Genomic DNA, 13,416 nt, shown 5'->3' with positions numbered 1-13,416 from the left:
AACGGAGTTGGAGGTCGGGGGACTGCCAGCGAGCGATCCCGGCCTTAGCTGGGATGATGGCTACCGCTTGTCCAGGATCGCTTCGATCGCCTCGGAGACATGCGCGATGTCCGCCATGCCATCCACCCGGGCGACCAGGCCCTTCGCTTCGTAGTACGGCAGGATCGGCGCGGTCTTCGCGTGGTATTCGGCCATGCGGGCGCGGACGGTTTCGGCATTGTCGTCGGCGCGGCGCTTAAACTCGGTCGAGCCGCAAACGTCGCAGACATCCGGAACGACGGGCAGCTTGTAACGGTCGTGGTAACCCGTGCCGCATTTCGCGCAGGTGAAGCGGCCGGTGACGCGGTCCGCGAGGATCGCTTCGTCGACCTCAAGCTCGATGACGTGATCGAGCTTCATGTTCTTTTCGGTCAGCAGCGTGTCGAGAGAGGCCGCCTGCGCCTCGGTGCGCGGGAAGCCGTCGAGGATGAAACCTTTCGCCACATCCGGCTGATCGAGCCGCTCGGAGATGATGCCGGTGACGATCTCGTCCGAGACGAGGCCGCCAGTTTCCATCACCGCCTTGGCCTGCAGGCCGACCGGGGTCGCCGCCTTCACGGCCGCGCGGAGCATGTCGCCGGTAGAGAGCTGGACCATGCCGCGCTCGGCCTCCAGCTTCGCGGCCTGGGTTCCCTTGCCTGCGCCCGGCGGCCCCAGCAGGATGATGTTCAACGCCGCACTCCCCCCTTCAGCTTCGCCTTCTTGATCAGGTCACCATATTGGTGCGCCAGCAAGTGGCTCTGAATCTGCGTAACGGTATCGATCGTTACGTTGACCACGATCAGAAGGCTAGTGCCGCCGAGATAGAAGGGAAGACCCGCCTTGGAGATCAGGAATTCCGGCACCAGACAGATCACCGTCAGATAGGCGGCGCCGAGCACGGTGATGCGGGTGAGGACGTAATCGAGATAATTCTCGGTGTTCTTGCCCGGACGGATGCCGGGGATGAAGCCGCCATGCTTCTTCAGGTTCTCGGCCGTCTCCTCCGGATTGAAGACGACGGCGGTGTAGAAGAAGCAGAAGAAGATGATTCCCGCCGCATAGAGCGCCATGTAGACGGGCGAGCCGTGCTGGAGCGCGGTGGTGATCGAGATCAGCACGTCGCTGAACATGCCGTCGTTCTCCGCCCGCTGGCCGGCGAACTGGGCGATGGTGAGCGGCATCAGCAGCAGCGACGAGGCGAAGATCGGCGGGATCACGTTGGCGGTGTTGATCTTCAGCGGCAGGTGGCTCTTGTCCGCCTGCATCATCCCGCGCTGGGTCTGACGCTTGGGGTACTGGATGAGCACGCGGCGCTGGGCGCGTTCCATGAAGCAGATGCCGACGATCAGGCCGAAGGCGAGGACGATCACGCCGATGATGATGAGCGGCGACAGCGACCCGGTACGGCCGCCCTCGAAGATCGAGGCGAGCGCGTGGGGCAGCTGGCTGACGATGCCGGCCATGATGATGAGCGACACGCCATTGCCGATGCCGCGGCTGGTGATCTGCTCACCCAGCCACATCAGGAACATGGTGCCGCCGATCAGGCTGATGACGACCGAGATGCGGAAGATGATGCCCGGCTCGATCACCGCCGACATGCCCTGATCCGCGCCCCAGCTTTCGAGCCCGACGGCGATGAAATAGCCTTGGATCGCGGTCAGCAGCACGGTGCCGTAGCGGGTGTACTGGTTGAGCTTCTTGCGGCCGCTTTCCCCCTCCTTCTTGATCGCGGCGAGCGTCGGCGACAGCGAGGTCGCGAGCTGCACCACGATCGAGGCGGTGATGTAGGGCATCACGCCGAGCGCGATCAGCGACATGCGGCTGAGCGAGCCGCCTGAGAAGGTGTTGAAGAAATCGAGGACGCCGCCCTTGGTCGTGTCGAACAGGCTGGCGAGTGCGCGGGGATCGATGCCGGGCAGCGGCACGAAGCTGAGCGCGCGGAACACGATCAATGCGCCGAGCGTAAACCACAGGCGTTTCTTGAGCTCGGTCGCCTTGGCGAAGTTCGCCAGGCTGAGATTTGCGGCCATCTGTTCGGCGGCGGATGCCATTGTCGGTTGGACCCCGGAAAAGGAAACGGCGGGGTTCTCTTCCGAGCACCCCGCCGCCTCATATAATCAGCCCGCCGCGCTTGTCTAAGCGCGATCGGCGGTGCGGCGGATCAGGCCTTTGCGGCGGCCTTCTTCGCTTCCTTGTCGGCGGCGCGCGCCTTCTGCACTGTGCGGTGCTTGGCAGCGGCCTTCTCGGCGGCCGGCACGATCTCGATCACCTCGACGGAGCCGCCGGCCTTCTCGATCGCCTCGCGCGCGCCCTTCGACACGCCGGCGACGCGGAACGACAGCTTGGCGGTCAGTTCGCCCTTGCCGAGGATGCGGACGCCGTCCTTGCCGCCGCGCGCTACGCCCGCCGCCTGCAGGGCGGCATGGTCGAGCACGCCGTCGGCGAGCTTGCCGGCATCGGCCAGCTTCTGGAGCGTGCCGAGGTTGACCTCGGCATAGTCCTTCTCGAACGGGTTGTTGAAGCCGCGCTTCGGCAGGCGCATGTGGAGCGGCATCTGGCCGCCCTCGAAGCCCTTGATCGAGACGCCCTCGCGGCTCTTCTGACCCTTCTGACCACGGCCGGCGGTCTTGCCGAGGCCGGAGCCGATGCCGCGGCCGACGCGAACGCGGCTCTTGCGGGCACCCTGGTTGTCGCGGATGTCGTTCAGTTTCATGTCTTGCACTCGCTTTCGCTTTTGTCGCGCTGCGCCCCAATTGTCATGCCAGCGAAGGCTGGCATCGCGCGCTGCCGGGGCGCTCCGGCCGGCAGCGACCCCAGCCTTCGCCGGGGTGACGGTCAGGTGAGGTGGAGGACCTTAGTCCTCGACCCGCACCATATGCTGCACCTTCTTGATCATGCCGCGGACCTCGGGAGTATCCTCCAGCTCGCGGGTGCGGTGCATCTTGTTGAGGCCGAGGCCGACCAGCGTCTGGCGCTGGCTCGGCTCGCGGCGGATCGGCGAGCCGATCTGGGTGACCTTGATGGTGGCCATCTCAATTACTCCGTGATCGCCTCGGCAGCGGCTTCCGCCTCCGCCTGGGTCGCACCGCTATGGCCGAGCAGATCCGCGACCTTCTTGCCGCGACGCTGCGCCACCGACTTCGGCGAGGTCTGATCCTTCAGCGCCTCGAAGGTCGCGCGGATCATGTTGTAGGGGTTGGACGTGCCGACCGACTTGGTGACCACGTCGTGGACGCCCAGGCTTTCGAAGATCGCGCGCATCGGGCCGCCCGCGATGATGCCGGTGCCGGCCGGGGCCGAACGCAGCGTCACCTTGCCGGCGCCGAAATGGCCGTTGCCGTCATGGTGCAGGGTGCGGCCTTCCTTCAGCGGAACGCGGACCATCGCCTTCTTGGCGGACGCGGTCGCCTTCGAGATCGCCTCCGGCACTTCGCGTGCCTTGCCGTGGCCGAAGCCCGACCGGCCCTTACCATCGCCGACGACAACCAGCGCCGCGAAGCCGAAGCGCTTGCCGCCCTTCACCGTCTTCGAAACGCGGTTGATGTGGACGAGCTTTTCGATCAGCTCCTCCCCGCCATCATCCTGGTTGCCACGACGATCGTCACGACGCCCCCGATTGCCGTCACGGCCGCCGCGACCACCGCGGTCACCACCACGGCCGCCACGCGGGCCACGGCCACCGGGGCCGCCCGGACCCGACGGCGTGAAAGCCTGCTGCTCCTGCGGAGCCGCCTCAGGCGCGGTCGCCTGGATTTCGGTTTCGTCAGCCATTTAGAACTCCAATCCGCCTTCGCGGGCACCTTCGGCCAGCGCCTTGACGCGGCCGTGGAAGAGGAAGCCGCCACGATCGAACACGACCGTGGTGACACCGGCGGCCTTCGCACGCTCGGCGACCCGCTGGCCGACCTTGGTCGCGGCATCGGCGGTGGCACCGGTCACGTCGCGGACGTCCTTCTCCAGCGTCGAGGCCGAAGCGACCGTGGTGCCGGCGGCGTCGTCGATCACCTGCGCGTAGATGTGACGGCCCGAACGATGGATCGACAGGCGCGGACGCGTGCTGCCCTTGGCGCGCAGCGCCGTGCGGACGCGCTGGCGGCGCTTCGCAAAGAGAGAAAGCTTGGCCATTACTTCTTCTTTCCTTCCTTACGGAAGATGAACTCGCCGGCGTACTTGATACCCTTGCCCTTGTACGGCTCGGGCTTGCGCCAACGGCGGACCTCTGCGGCGAACTGGCCGACCAGCTGCTTGTCGATGCCGGTGATGTTAACCGTGGTCTGATCCGGCGTCGCGACCGTCAGGCCCTCCGGGATCTCCATGTCGACGTCGTGGCTGTAGCCGAGCTGAAGCTTCAGCTTCTTGCCCTGGGCGTTTGCACGATAGCCGACGCCGGTGATCTGGAGCTGCTTGGTGAAACCCTCCGTCACGCCGGTGACCAGGTTCTGCACCAGGGTGCGCTGCATGCCCCAGAAGGCGCGGGCGCGCTTGGTGTCGTTCGCCGGCTGGACGACGACGTTGCCGCCCTCGACCGCATAGCTGACGTCGTCCGCCAGCTTGATCGCGAGAGTGCCCTTCGGCCCCTTCACGGAAAGCTGACCGTTGTCGATCGAGGCGGTGACGCCCGCCGGCACGGCGACCGGCTTCTTACCGATGCGGCTCATCAGAAGACCTCCGCGAGGACCTCGCCGCCGACATTCTGCTCGCGCGCTTCCGCGTCGGAGAGAACGCCCTTGGGCGTGGAAACGATGGTGATGCCGAGGCCGTTGCGGACGCGCGGCAGATCCTGCGCGCCCGAATAGATGCGGCGGCCCGGCTTCGAGACGCGGGCGACATGCTTGATCGCCGGCTGGCCCTCGAAATACTTCAGCTCGATGCGGATGCCCGCATGGCCGGCGACGTCCTCGTCGCTGTAGCCGCGGATGTAGCCTTCGCGCTGGAGCACGTCGAGCACACGGGCGCGCAGCTTGGACGCGGGGGTGACCACGCTGTCCTTGCGCGCACGCTGGCCGTTGCGGATGCGGGTGAGCAGATCACCCAGGGGATCGGTCAAAGCCATTCTCGTGCTTCCTTACCAGCTCGACTTCGTGAGGCCGGGGATCATGCCTTTGTTGGCAAGATCGCGCAGCATCACGCGAGCGAGACGGAACTTGCGATAGTAGGCGCGCGGACGGCCCGTGACTTCGCAACGGTTGCGGATGCGGGTCGGATTGCCGTTGCGCGGCAGCTCCGCCATCTTCAGGCGGGCGATCAGACGCTCCGTCTCGTCGAGAGACTCGTCGTTCGCCTTAGCCTTCAGCGCGGCATACTTGCCCGCATACTTCTTCACGAGCTGCTTGCGACGCTCGTTCTTGTTGATGGAACTCAGTTTCGCCATGACTTAAGTTCTCTTTCCTACCTTACGCCGCTTTCTTCTGCTCAGCTGCCTCGTCCACAGGGAACGGGAAGCCGAACAGACGGAGGAGCTCGCGCGCCTCCTCGTCGGTCTTGGCACTGGTCGCGACGATCACGTCCATGCCACGGATATTGTCGACCTTGTCGTAGCTGATCTCCGGGAAGATCAGCTGCTCCTTCAGGCCGGTCGCGTAGTTGCCGCGGCCGTCGAAGGACTTCGGGTTCAGACCTCGGAAGTCGCGGACGCGCGGCAGCGCGATCGTGACGAAGCGGTCGAGGAACTCGTACATCCGCTCGCGACGGAGCGTCACCTTGCAGCCGATCGGCATGCCTTCACGCAGCTTGAACTGCGCGATCGACTTCTTGGCCTTGGTGATCACCGGCTTCTGACCGGCGATCAGCTGCATCTCGGACGCGGCCTGCTCGACCTTCTTCTTGTCCTGGGTCGCTTCGCCGACGCCCATGTTCAGGACGATCTTTTCGAGAAACGGAACCTCGAACTTGTTCTTGTAGCCGAACTTCTCGATCATCGCGGGCGCGATGGTCTCGTCGTACAGCTTCTTCAGGCGGGGCGTGTAGGCATCAGCCATCGATCTTCTCCCCGGTCTTGACGGCGACGCGGACCTTCTTGCCGTCCTGGACCTCGAAACGGACGCGCGTCGGCTTGCCGTCGGCGGTCACATGCGCAACCTTCGAGACGTGCAGCGGCGCTTCCGACTTTTCCAGACCACCCTGCGGGTTCATCTGGGTCGGCTTGCGATGACGGGTGGCGACATTGACGCCGGACACCAGCACCTTGGCTTCCTTCGGGAACGCCTTGGTAACGGTGCCCGTCTTGCCCTTGTCCTTGCCGGACAGGACGACGACGTTGTCACCCTTCTTGATCTTCAGAGCGGCCATGTCACAGCACCTCGGGCGCGAGCGAAATGATCTTCATGTGGTTCTTGGCGCGGAGCTCGCGAACCACCGGGCCGAAGATACGGGTGCCGATTGGCTCGCCCGAATTCTTGTTGATCAGCACCGCCGCATTGCCGTCGAAACGGATTGTCGATCCGTCCGCACGGTGAATGTCCTTGGCGGTGCGGACGATCACGGCACGATGCACGTCGCCCTTCTTGACGCGACCCTTGGGCGCCGCTTCCTTGATCGAGACGACGATCACGTCGCCCACGGTCGCGAAGCGCCGCTTGGAGCCGCCCAGCACCTTGATGCACTGCACCCTCTTCGCGCCGCTGTTGTCAGCGACATCGAGGTTCGTCTGCATCTGGATCATGTGTCAGACCTTCCTAGCTCAGGCGGCCGCGGTCACGGTGGCGTCGCCGCCAACCTTGCCCACAACCTTCCACGTCTTCAGCTTCGAGATCGGCGCGCACTCTTCGATGCGGACGGTCTCGCCCTCATGATAGGCGTTCGCCTCGTCATGAGCGTGATACTTCTTCGAACGACGGATGATCTTGCCATAGAGCGGGTGAGCCACCCGGCGCTCGACAAGCACCACGATCGTCTTGTCGCCCTTTTCGGAGACGACGGTTCCGGTCAGCGTGCGCTTCGGCATCGTCTGCTTCCTTATGCCTGAGCCGAGCGCGAACGCTCGGTCTGGAGGGTCTTGATCTGCGCGATCGAGCGACGCACCTCGCGGACGCGCGCCGGCTTCTCCAGCTGGCCGGTGGCCGCCTGGAAGCGCAGGTTGAACTGCTCCCGCTTCAGCTCGACGAGCTGGTCGGACAGCTGGCTGTCGGTCTTCGCCTTGAGATCAGCAATCTTCGCCATCTTACTCAGCCTCGTGCAGCGATTCGCCCAGACGGGCGACGGCCTTCACCTTGATCGGCAGCTTTTCAGCCGCACGCTCGAAGGCAACGCGGGCGATCGGGCCGGGCACACCGTCCAGCTCGAACAGGATGCGGCCCGGCTTCACGCGGGCGACCCAAAACTCGGGCGCGCCCTTGCCGGAACCCATGCGGACTTCGGCCGGCTTCGACGAGACCGGCAGGTCCGGGAAGATACGGATCCAGAGACGGCCCTGACGCTTGATGTGACGCGTGATCGCGCGGCGGGCCGCCTCGATCTGACGGGCGGTGATCCGCTCCGGCTCCATCGCCTTCAGGCCGTACGCGCCGAAGTTCAGCGCGGTGCCGCCCTTGGCGTCGCCGGAGATGCGGCCCTTGAAGGCCTTGCGGAATTTTGTGCGCTTCGGTTGCAGCATTGTTCTCTAGTCCTCAGCGGCGGCGATCGTCGTCGCGCGCGGGGCGGACGCCGGAGGTCTGGGCCTCCATCATCAGACGATCCTGGGCGAGCGGGTCGTGACCCAGGATCTCGCCCTTGAAGATCCACACCTTGACGCCGCAGACGCCATAGGCGGTGTGCGCCTCGGCCTCGGCATAGTCGACATTCGCGCGGAGCGTGTGGAGCGGCACGCGGCCCTCACGATACCATTCGGTGCGGGCGATCTCGGCGCCGCCGAGACGGCCCGCGCAGGTGATCCGGATACCCTCCGCGCCGAGACGCAGCGCCGACTGCACCGCCCGCTTCATGGCGCGGCGGAAGGCGATGCGACGTTCGAGCTGGTCGGCGACACCCTGCGCGACGAGGCGGGAGTCGATCTCCGGCTTGCGGATCTCGACGATGTTCAGCGACACGTCGGAAGAGGTGAACTGGCGCAGCTTGGAACGCAGCTTCTCGATATCCGCGCCCTTCTTGCCGATGATCACGCCGGGGCGCGCGGCATAGATGGAGATGCGGCACAGCTTGGCCGGACGTTCGATCACCACCTTGGAGATCGCGGCCTGCGGCAGCGACTTCATGATGTGCTTGCGGATCTTCAGATCCTCAAGGAGCAGGCGGCCGTAATCGGCACCATCGGCGTACCACCGGCTGTCCCAGGTGCGGTTGATCTGCAACCGCATGCCGATCGGGTTTGACTTCTGACCCATGAGCTTACGCCTCTTCCTGCTCGCGCACGACGACGCGGATGCGGCTGAACGGCTTGACGATCCGCGACGAGCGGCCGCGCGCGCGGGTGGCGAAACGCTTCATCACCATCGCCTTGCCGACCGAAGCCTCCTGGACGACGAGCGCGTCGACATCCAGGTTGTGGTTGTTCTCGGCATTGGCGATCGCGGAGGCGAGCACCTTGCGGACGTCCACGGCCATCGCCTTCTTGGAGAAGGACAGGATGTTCAGCGCGTCACCGGCCTTCTTGCCGCGGATCAGGCCCGCGACGAGATTGAGCTTGTACGGGCTGCCACGGACCGAGGTGTTGACGGCAAGGGCTTCCTTGTCGCCCACCTTGCGGGGGGATGCTGGCTTCGACATCAGCGCTTGCCCTTCTTGTCGGCGGCGTGACCCGGGAAGTACCGGGTCGGCGCGAACTCGCCGAGCTTCATGCCGACCATGTCCTCATTGACCGACACCGGCACGAACTTGCGGCCGTTGTAGACGTTGAAGGTCAGGCCGACGAACTGCGGCAGAATGGTCGAGCGACGCGACCAGGTCTTGATCGCACCACGCGCGCCGCCGTCCTGTGCGGACTCGGCCTTCTTCAGCAGGTGCAGGTCGACGAACGGACCTTTCCAGACGGAACGAGCCATCGTGGGTTACCTCTTCTTCTTCGCGTGACGCGAACGGATGATCATCTTGTCGGTCGACTTGTTCGACCGCGTGCGCGCGCCCTTGGTCGGCTTGCCCCACGGGGTGACCGGATGACGGCCGCCCGAGGTGCGGCCTTCACCACCGCCGTGCGGATGGTCGACCGGGTTCTTGGCGACGCCGCGGGTGAGCGGACGCTTGCCGAGCCAGCGGTTGCGACCGGCCTTTGCTAGGTTCTGGTTGGCGTTGTCGGGGTTCGACACCGCACCCACCGTCGCCATGCAGTTCGCGTGGATATAGCGCTGCTCGCCCGAGTTCAGGCGAACCATCACCATGCCCTTGTCGCGGCCGACGACCTGCACGTAGGTGCCCGCCGCACGCGCCAGCTGACCGCCCTTGCCCGGCTTCATCTCCACATTGTGGACGATGGTGCCGACCGGCATCTGGCCGATCTCCATGGCGTTGCCCGGCTTCACGTCGGTCTTCTTGCCGGAGACGACGCTGTCGCCCGGCGAAAGACGCTGCGGCGCGAGGATGTAGGCGAGCTCGCCATCCTCGTACTTCACCAGCGCGATGAACGCCGAACGGTTGGGATCGTACTCCAGACGCTCGACGGTGGCCGGCGCGTCCCACTTGCGACGCTTGAAGTCGACATAGCGGTACTTCTGCTTATGGCCGCCCGCGATGCCGCGCGCGGTCGCGTGGCCCTGGTTGTTGCGGCCGCCCGACTTGCGCTTGCCCTCGACGAGCGCCTTGACCGGCTTGCCCTTCCACAGCGACGACTTGTCGACGAGGATCAGGCCGCGGCGGGCCGGGCTCGTCGGGTTATAATGCTTCAGCGCCATGACTTAGATTCCCGTCGTCACGTCGATGGACTGGCCATCGGCCAGCGTCACGATCGCCTTCTTCACGTCGGAACGCTTGTAGGGGACACCCTTCCAGCGCTTCGTCTTGCCCTTCTGGACGATCGTGTTGACGCCGGTCACCTTGACGCTGAACAGCGCCTCGACCGCCGCCTTGATCTCCGGCTTGGTCGCGTCCTTGGCAACCTTGAAGACGACGGCGTTCTGGTCGGAGACCAGGGTCGACTTCTCGGTGATGTGCGGCGCCAGCACCACGTCGTAGTGCCGGATGTCCGTGCTCTTGCTCGCCTTAGCCATTGAAGCGGGCCTCCAGCTTCTCGACAGCGGCGCGGGTCAGCACCAGCGTGTCATGCTTCAGGATGTCGTAGACGTTGGCACCGACCGCCGGCATCAGGTTGAGCCCGACGATGTTGCCGGACGCCCGCGCGAAGCTGACGTTCAGGGCGTCGCCGTCGATCACCAGCGCCTTCTTGCCGAAGCCGAGCGACTTGAGCTGACCGACCAGGGTCTTGGTCTTGCCTTCCGCGACGTCGAGACCGTCGAGGACGATCAGCGAACCGTCCTTGACCTTCGACGACAGCGCCATCTTCAGGCCCAAAGCGCGAACCTTCTTGTTCAGGCCGGGGTTGAAGTCGCGGACGCGGGCGCCGTGCGCCTTACCACCGCCGATGAAGACGGGGGCGCGGCGATCGCCGTGACGGGCGGAACCGCCGCCCTTCTGGTTTCCGAGCTTCTTGCCCGACCGCGCGACATCGGCACGCTCGCGAGTGCCGCGGGCGGTGCCGCGACGCTTCTCAAGCTGCCAAGTGACGACGCGGTGCAGGATGTCGGCACGCGGCTCGAGACCGAAGATCTCGTCGTTGAGCTCGATATCACCAGCGGCGCCGGCGTCGAGGGTGGTCACGTTGACCTTCATGATCAGCCCTCCTGGCCTTCGGTCGCTTCCGGCGCTGCGACGTCGTCGGCAGGCGTCTCGGCGGGCGCGTTGGTGTTGGCGGCCTTCAGGCCGGCCGGATAAGGCGCGTCCGCCGGGCGGGCGACCTTGACGGAGTCCTTGACGAGCAGCCAGCCGCCCTTCGAACCGGGCACCGAGCCCTTGACGAAAATCAGGCCGCGCTCGACATCGGTCGAGACGATTTCGAGGTTCTGCTGGGTGCGGTTCTTGTCACCCATGTGGCCGGCCATCTTCTTGTTCTTGAAGACCTTGCCCGGATCCTGGCGCTGACCGGTCGAACCGAGCGAACGGTGCGAGACGGAGACGCCGTGGGTGGCGCGCAGACCGCCGAAGCCCCAGCGCTTCATACCGCCCGCGAAGCCCTTACCCTGGGTACGACCCTGGATATCGACAAACTGGCCGGCGACGAAATGATCGGCCGAGATCTCGGCGCCGACATCGAGGAGCGCATCCTCGGCGACGCGGAATTCGGCCACGTAAGCCTTGGGCTCCACCTCGGCCTTGCCGAAATGGCCGCGCTGCGGCTTGGCGACATTCTTGACCTTCGCGGTTCCCGCGCCAAGCTGAACGGCGACATAGCCATCCGTGCCGGCTTCCTTGCGGGCGACGACCTGGAGACCGTCCAGCTGCAGAACGGTCACCGGCACATGCCGACCATCGTCCTGAAACAGACGGGTCATCCCCATCTTCTTCGCGATCACGCCAGTGCGCATGATCCAACACTCCCAAACAGAGGCTCCCGGATTCCGGGGAGCGTGCCAACGAAAAAGGCCCCGGATAACCGGAGCCCCAACCCAATCTACGATAGCCCCCGCCCGGGCTGGATATCCACCGAGGTGGATGGCGGGGACCATGGACGTCAGCCGAAGCTGACCGGTATCCCAACAACCGTCGCCCTGCCGAAGCAGAACCTGTTTCATTCAGCCTGTGCTGATCGAAATCTGGGCCACCTCAAGACGGCCAACGAATCTCGTGAGGCGCGCCTTTACGCCAGTTTGATCTCGACATCAACACCCGCGGCAAGATCGAGCTTCATCAGCGCGTCGACGGTTTGCGGGGTCGGCTGCACGATGTCCAGGAGGCGCTTGTAGGTGCGCACCTCGAACTGCTCGCGCGACTTCTTGTCGATGTGGGGCCCGCGGTTCACGGTGAACTTCTCGATGCGGGTGGGGAGCGGGATGGGACCGCGAATGAGCGCGCCGGTACGGCGGGCGGTGTCGGCGATGTCGCCGGTCGCCTGATCGAGCACTCGATGATCGAACGCCTTCAGACGAATACGGATATTCTGCGTGTCCATGTCCTGCACCGATTAGAAAGAGCCAGTCCCAACGGCCAAGCCGCCTACGCGGGACGAAAAAATACCGGCCGGCTCCCTATGAGAGCCGGCCGGCAAACGCAACAGATTACTTGGTGATCGACGCCACGACGCCGGCGCCGACGGTGCGGCCGCCTTCGCGGATCGAGAAGCGGAGACCCTCTTCCATGGCGATCGGCGCGATGAGCTTGACGCCCAGCTGCACGTTGTCGCCCGGCATCACCATCTCGGTGCCCTCGGGAAGCTGGACCTCGCCGGTGACGTCCGTGGTGCGGAAGTAGAACTGCGGGCGATAATTGGCGAAGAACGGCGTGTGACGGCCACCCTCTTCCTTCGACAGCACGTAGACCTCCGAGGTGAACTCGGTGTGCGGCTTGATCGAACCCGGCTTGCAGAGAACCTGGCCACGCTCGACCTCTTCACGGCCGACGCCGCGGATCAGCGCGCCGATGTTGTCGCCGGCCTGACCCGAATCGAGCAGCTTGCGGAACATCTCGACGCCGGTGACGGTCGTCTTGCGGGTGTCCTTGATGCCGACGATCTCGACTTCCTCGCCGACCTTGACCTGGCCGGTCTCGACACGGCCGGTGACGACGGTGCCGCGACCCGAGATCGAGAACACGTCTTCGATCGGCATCAGGAACGGCTTGTCGAGCGGACGCTCCGGCTGCGGGATGTACTCGTCGACCGCGGCCATCAGCTTCAGGACGGCGTTCTTGCCGATCTCGTCGTTCGAGCCGTCGAGAGCCTTCACCGCCGAACCCTGGATGACGGGGATGTCGTCGCCCGGGAACTCGTAGGAGGAGAGCAGCTCGCGAATCTCCAGCTCGACGAGCTCGAGGATCTCGGCATCATCGACGAGGTCGACCTTGTTCATGAACACGACGAGCGCCGGCACGCCGACCTGACGGGCGAGCAGGATGTGCTCGCGGGTCTGCGGCATCGGGCCGTCGGTCGCCGACACGACGAGGATGCCGCCGTCCATCTGCGCGGCGCCGGTGATCATGTTCTTCACATAGTCGGCGTGGCCCGGGCAATCGACGTGCGCATAGTGACGCGCCGAGGTCTCGTACTCGACGTGGGCGGTCGAGATGGTGATGCCGCGCTCACGCTCTTCAGGCGCCTTGTCGATGTTGGCGTAGTCGACGAAGGTCGCGCCGCCGGTCTCCGCGAGGACCTTGGTGATGGCGGCCGTGAGCGACGTCTTGCCGTGATCGACGTGACCGATGGTGCCGATGTTGCAGTGCGGCTTCGTCCGCTCAAATTTAGCCTTGGCCATGGTTTCC

General features: G+C 65.2%; 24 protein-coding genes. All 24 read right to left on the bottom strand.

The window, feature by feature from the left end; all coding sequences use genetic code 11:
• Window positions 1–60: 60 nt before the first annotated feature.
• The 24 genes from ACM608_RS17400 to tuf all read right to left on the bottom strand — a co-directional run bounded on the left by ACM608_RS17400 (window position 61) and on the right by tuf (window position 13,409).
• Window positions 61–711, bottom strand: a complete 651-nt coding sequence (locus ACM608_RS17400; protein ID WP_419684960.1) for an adenylate kinase — start codon at window positions 709–711, stop codon at window positions 61–63.
• The gene (gene secY / locus ACM608_RS17395) at window positions 708–2,075 is read right to left on the bottom strand and encodes a preprotein translocase subunit SecY (protein WP_419684959.1); all 1,368 of its coding nucleotides are present in this window, start codon (window positions 2,073–2,075) and stop codon (window positions 708–710) included. The genes ACM608_RS17400 and secY overlap by 4 nt, the downstream gene beginning before the upstream one ends.
• Window positions 2,076–2,185: 110 nt before the next feature.
• The gene (gene rplO, locus ACM608_RS17390) at window positions 2,186–2,737 is read right to left on the bottom strand and encodes a 50S ribosomal protein L15 (protein ID WP_419684958.1); all 552 of its coding nucleotides are present in this window, start codon (window positions 2,735–2,737) and stop codon (window positions 2,186–2,188) included.
• Window positions 2,738–2,878: 141 nt separating this feature from the next.
• Window positions 2,879–3,055: a 50S ribosomal protein L30 gene (gene rpmD / locus ACM608_RS17385; protein WP_419684956.1), complete on the bottom strand. Its 177-nt coding sequence runs from the start codon at window positions 3,053–3,055 to the stop codon at window positions 2,879–2,881.
• 5 nt (window positions 3,056–3,060) lie between these two features.
• On the bottom strand, window positions 3,061–3,795 hold the full coding sequence (rpsE, locus tag ACM608_RS17380) for a 30S ribosomal protein S5 (protein WP_419684955.1): 735 nt from the start codon (window positions 3,793–3,795) through the stop codon (window positions 3,061–3,063).
• Complete coding sequence (rplR, locus tag ACM608_RS17375) at window positions 3,796–4,149, bottom strand: 50S ribosomal protein L18 (protein ID WP_419684953.1); 354 nt, start codon at window positions 4,147–4,149, stop codon at window positions 3,796–3,798. It lies immediately after the preceding gene.
• A complete protein-coding gene (gene rplF, locus ACM608_RS17370) occupies window positions 4,149–4,682 on the bottom strand; it encodes a 50S ribosomal protein L6 (RefSeq protein ID WP_419684951.1) in 534 nt (177 codons plus the stop codon). Before rplF ends, rplR begins: the two co-directional genes overlap by 1 nt.
• Complete coding sequence (gene rpsH / locus ACM608_RS17365; protein WP_419684949.1) at window positions 4,682–5,077, bottom strand: 30S ribosomal protein S8; 396 nt, start codon at window positions 5,075–5,077, stop codon at window positions 4,682–4,684. Before rpsH ends, rplF begins: the two co-directional genes overlap by 1 nt.
• A gap of 12 nt (window positions 5,078–5,089) precedes the next feature.
• Complete coding sequence (gene rpsN, locus ACM608_RS17360; protein WP_419684947.1) at window positions 5,090–5,395, bottom strand: 30S ribosomal protein S14; 306 nt, start codon at window positions 5,393–5,395, stop codon at window positions 5,090–5,092.
• A gap of 22 nt (window positions 5,396–5,417) precedes the next feature.
• The gene (rplE, locus tag ACM608_RS17355; protein ID WP_419684945.1) at window positions 5,418–6,002 is read right to left on the bottom strand and encodes a 50S ribosomal protein L5; all 585 of its coding nucleotides are present in this window, start codon (window positions 6,000–6,002) and stop codon (window positions 5,418–5,420) included.
• The gene (gene rplX, locus ACM608_RS17350) at window positions 5,995–6,312 is read right to left on the bottom strand and encodes a 50S ribosomal protein L24 (protein ID WP_419684943.1); all 318 of its coding nucleotides are present in this window, start codon (window positions 6,310–6,312) and stop codon (window positions 5,995–5,997) included. The genes rplE and rplX overlap by 8 nt, the downstream gene beginning before the upstream one ends.
• A gap of 1 nt (window position 6,313) precedes the next feature.
• Window positions 6,314–6,685 (bottom strand): 50S ribosomal protein L14, encoded by a 372-nt coding sequence (rplN, locus tag ACM608_RS17345; RefSeq protein WP_419684941.1) that lies wholly within the window; start codon window positions 6,683–6,685, stop codon window positions 6,314–6,316.
• 18 nt (window positions 6,686–6,703) lie between these two features.
• A complete protein-coding gene (rpsQ, locus tag ACM608_RS17340) occupies window positions 6,704–6,967 on the bottom strand; it encodes a 30S ribosomal protein S17 (protein WP_419684939.1) in 264 nt (87 codons plus the stop codon).
• An 11-nt stretch (window positions 6,968–6,978) separates the two neighbouring features.
• Complete coding sequence (rpmC, locus tag ACM608_RS17335) at window positions 6,979–7,182, bottom strand: 50S ribosomal protein L29 (protein ID WP_419684937.1); 204 nt, start codon at window positions 7,180–7,182, stop codon at window positions 6,979–6,981.
• Window position 7,183: 1 nt separating this feature from the next.
• The gene (rplP, locus tag ACM608_RS17330; protein WP_419684935.1) at window positions 7,184–7,615 is read right to left on the bottom strand and encodes a 50S ribosomal protein L16; all 432 of its coding nucleotides are present in this window, start codon (window positions 7,613–7,615) and stop codon (window positions 7,184–7,186) included.
• A 13-nt stretch (window positions 7,616–7,628) separates the two neighbouring features.
• A complete protein-coding gene (gene rpsC / locus ACM608_RS17325; protein WP_419684933.1) occupies window positions 7,629–8,342 on the bottom strand; it encodes a 30S ribosomal protein S3 in 714 nt (237 codons plus the stop codon).
• A 4-nt stretch (window positions 8,343–8,346) separates the two neighbouring features.
• Window positions 8,347–8,724: a 50S ribosomal protein L22 gene (gene rplV / locus ACM608_RS17320; RefSeq protein WP_419684932.1), complete on the bottom strand. Its 378-nt coding sequence runs from the start codon at window positions 8,722–8,724 to the stop codon at window positions 8,347–8,349.
• Window positions 8,724–8,999 carry a 30S ribosomal protein S19 gene (gene rpsS, locus ACM608_RS17315; protein WP_419684930.1) on the bottom strand — a complete coding sequence of 92 codons (276 nt, stop codon included), beginning with the start codon at window positions 8,997–8,999 and terminating at the stop codon, window positions 8,724–8,726. Before rpsS ends, rplV begins: the two co-directional genes overlap by 1 nt.
• Window positions 9,000–9,005: 6 nt before the next feature.
• On the bottom strand, window positions 9,006–9,842 hold the full coding sequence (rplB, locus tag ACM608_RS17310) for a 50S ribosomal protein L2 (RefSeq protein WP_419684928.1): 837 nt from the start codon (window positions 9,840–9,842) through the stop codon (window positions 9,006–9,008).
• 3 nt (window positions 9,843–9,845) lie between these two features.
• Complete coding sequence (locus ACM608_RS17305) at window positions 9,846–10,157, bottom strand: 50S ribosomal protein L23 (protein ID WP_419684927.1); 312 nt, start codon at window positions 10,155–10,157, stop codon at window positions 9,846–9,848.
• Window positions 10,150–10,776, bottom strand: a complete 627-nt coding sequence (rplD, locus tag ACM608_RS17300; RefSeq protein WP_419684925.1) for a 50S ribosomal protein L4 — start codon at window positions 10,774–10,776, stop codon at window positions 10,150–10,152. The genes ACM608_RS17305 and rplD overlap by 8 nt, the downstream gene beginning before the upstream one ends.
• Window positions 10,777–10,778: 2 nt before the next feature.
• Window positions 10,779–11,528, bottom strand: a complete 750-nt coding sequence (rplC, locus tag ACM608_RS17295; protein ID WP_419684923.1) for a 50S ribosomal protein L3 — start codon at window positions 11,526–11,528, stop codon at window positions 10,779–10,781.
• A 272-nt stretch (window positions 11,529–11,800) separates the two neighbouring features.
• The gene (gene rpsJ, locus ACM608_RS17290) at window positions 11,801–12,112 is read right to left on the bottom strand and encodes a 30S ribosomal protein S10 (RefSeq protein ID WP_419684921.1); all 312 of its coding nucleotides are present in this window, start codon (window positions 12,110–12,112) and stop codon (window positions 11,801–11,803) included.
• 106 nt (window positions 12,113–12,218) lie between these two features.
• Window positions 12,219–13,409, bottom strand: coding sequence for an elongation factor Tu (gene tuf, locus ACM608_RS17285; protein WP_419684919.1), 1,191 nt, complete (start codon window positions 13,407–13,409; stop codon window positions 12,219–12,221).
• Between the last annotated feature and the right edge of the window lie 7 nt (window positions 13,410–13,416).

This window comes from Sphingomonas sp. ID0503, assembly GCF_048565625.1.
GTDB lineage: Bacteria > Pseudomonadota > Alphaproteobacteria > Sphingomonadales > Sphingomonadaceae > JBLZUR01.
Note: the sequence above shows the minus strand (reverse complement) of the source record. Positions and strands in the feature narration are given on the sequence as shown.

Excerpts from the sequence above, each read along its gene's own strand:
- rplO (WP_419684958.1), bottom strand. The coding sequence starts at position 2,737 with ATGAAACTGAACGACATCCGCGACAACCAGGGTGCCCGCAAGAGCCGC.
- rplP (WP_419684935.1), bottom strand. The coding sequence starts at position 7,615 with ATGCTGCAACCGAAGCGCACAAAATTCCGCAAGGCCTTCAAGGGCCGC.
- rplD (WP_419684925.1), bottom strand. The coding sequence starts at position 10,776 with ATGAAGGTCAACGTGACCACCCTCGACGCCGGCGCCGCTGGTGATATC.
- secY (WP_419684959.1), bottom strand. The coding sequence starts at position 2,075 with ATGGCATCCGCCGCCGAACAGATGGCCGCAAATCTCAGCCTGGCGAAC.
- rplR (WP_419684953.1), bottom strand. The coding sequence starts at position 4,149 with ATGGCCAAGCTTTCTCTCTTTGCGAAGCGCCGCCAGCGCGTCCGCACG.
- rpsS (WP_419684930.1), bottom strand. The coding sequence starts at position 8,999 with ATGGCTCGTTCCGTCTGGAAAGGTCCGTTCGTCGACCTGCACCTGCTG.
- rpsC (WP_419684933.1), bottom strand. The coding sequence starts at position 8,342 with ATGGGTCAGAAGTCAAACCCGATCGGCATGCGGTTGCAGATCAACCGC.
- rplC (WP_419684923.1), bottom strand. The coding sequence starts at position 11,528 with ATGCGCACTGGCGTGATCGCGAAGAAGATGGGGATGACCCGTCTGTTT.
- rpsE (WP_419684955.1), bottom strand. The coding sequence starts at position 3,795 with ATGGCTGACGAAACCGAAATCCAGGCGACCGCGCCTGAGGCGGCTCCG.
- rplF (WP_419684951.1), bottom strand. The coding sequence starts at position 4,682 with ATGAGCCGCATCGGTAAGAAGCCGGTCGCCGTGCCGGCGGGCGTCACC.
- rplX (WP_419684943.1), bottom strand. The coding sequence starts at position 6,312 with ATGGCCGCTCTGAAGATCAAGAAGGGTGACAACGTCGTCGTCCTGTCC.
- tuf (WP_419684919.1), bottom strand. The coding sequence starts at position 13,409 with ATGGCCAAGGCTAAATTTGAGCGGACGAAGCCGCACTGCAACATCGGC.
- rpsH (WP_419684949.1), bottom strand. The coding sequence starts at position 5,077 with ATGGCTTTGACCGATCCCCTGGGTGATCTGCTCACCCGCATCCGCAAC.
- rpsQ (WP_419684939.1), bottom strand. The coding sequence starts at position 6,967 with ATGCCGAAGCGCACGCTGACCGGAACCGTCGTCTCCGAAAAGGGCGAC.
- rpmD (WP_419684956.1), bottom strand. The coding sequence starts at position 3,055 with ATGGCCACCATCAAGGTCACCCAGATCGGCTCGCCGATCCGCCGCGAG.
- rplB (WP_419684928.1), bottom strand. The coding sequence starts at position 9,842 with ATGGCGCTGAAGCATTATAACCCGACGAGCCCGGCCCGCCGCGGCCTG.
- rplE (WP_419684945.1), bottom strand. The coding sequence starts at position 6,002 with ATGGCTGATGCCTACACGCCCCGCCTGAAGAAGCTGTACGACGAGACC.
- ACM608_RS17305 (WP_419684927.1), bottom strand. The coding sequence starts at position 10,157 with ATGGCTAAGGCGAGCAAGAGCACGGACATCCGGCACTACGACGTGGTG.
- rpmC (WP_419684937.1), bottom strand. The coding sequence starts at position 7,182 with ATGGCGAAGATTGCTGATCTCAAGGCGAAGACCGACAGCCAGCTGTCC.
- rplN (WP_419684941.1), bottom strand. The coding sequence starts at position 6,685 with ATGATCCAGATGCAGACGAACCTCGATGTCGCTGACAACAGCGGCGCG.
- rpsN (WP_419684947.1), bottom strand. The coding sequence starts at position 5,395 with ATGGCGAAACTGAGTTCCATCAACAAGAACGAGCGTCGCAAGCAGCTC.
- rpsJ (WP_419684921.1), bottom strand. The coding sequence starts at position 12,112 with ATGGACACGCAGAATATCCGTATTCGTCTGAAGGCGTTCGATCATCGA.
- rplV (WP_419684932.1), bottom strand. The coding sequence starts at position 8,724 with ATGTCGAAGCCAGCATCCCCCCGCAAGGTGGGCGACAAGGAAGCCCTT.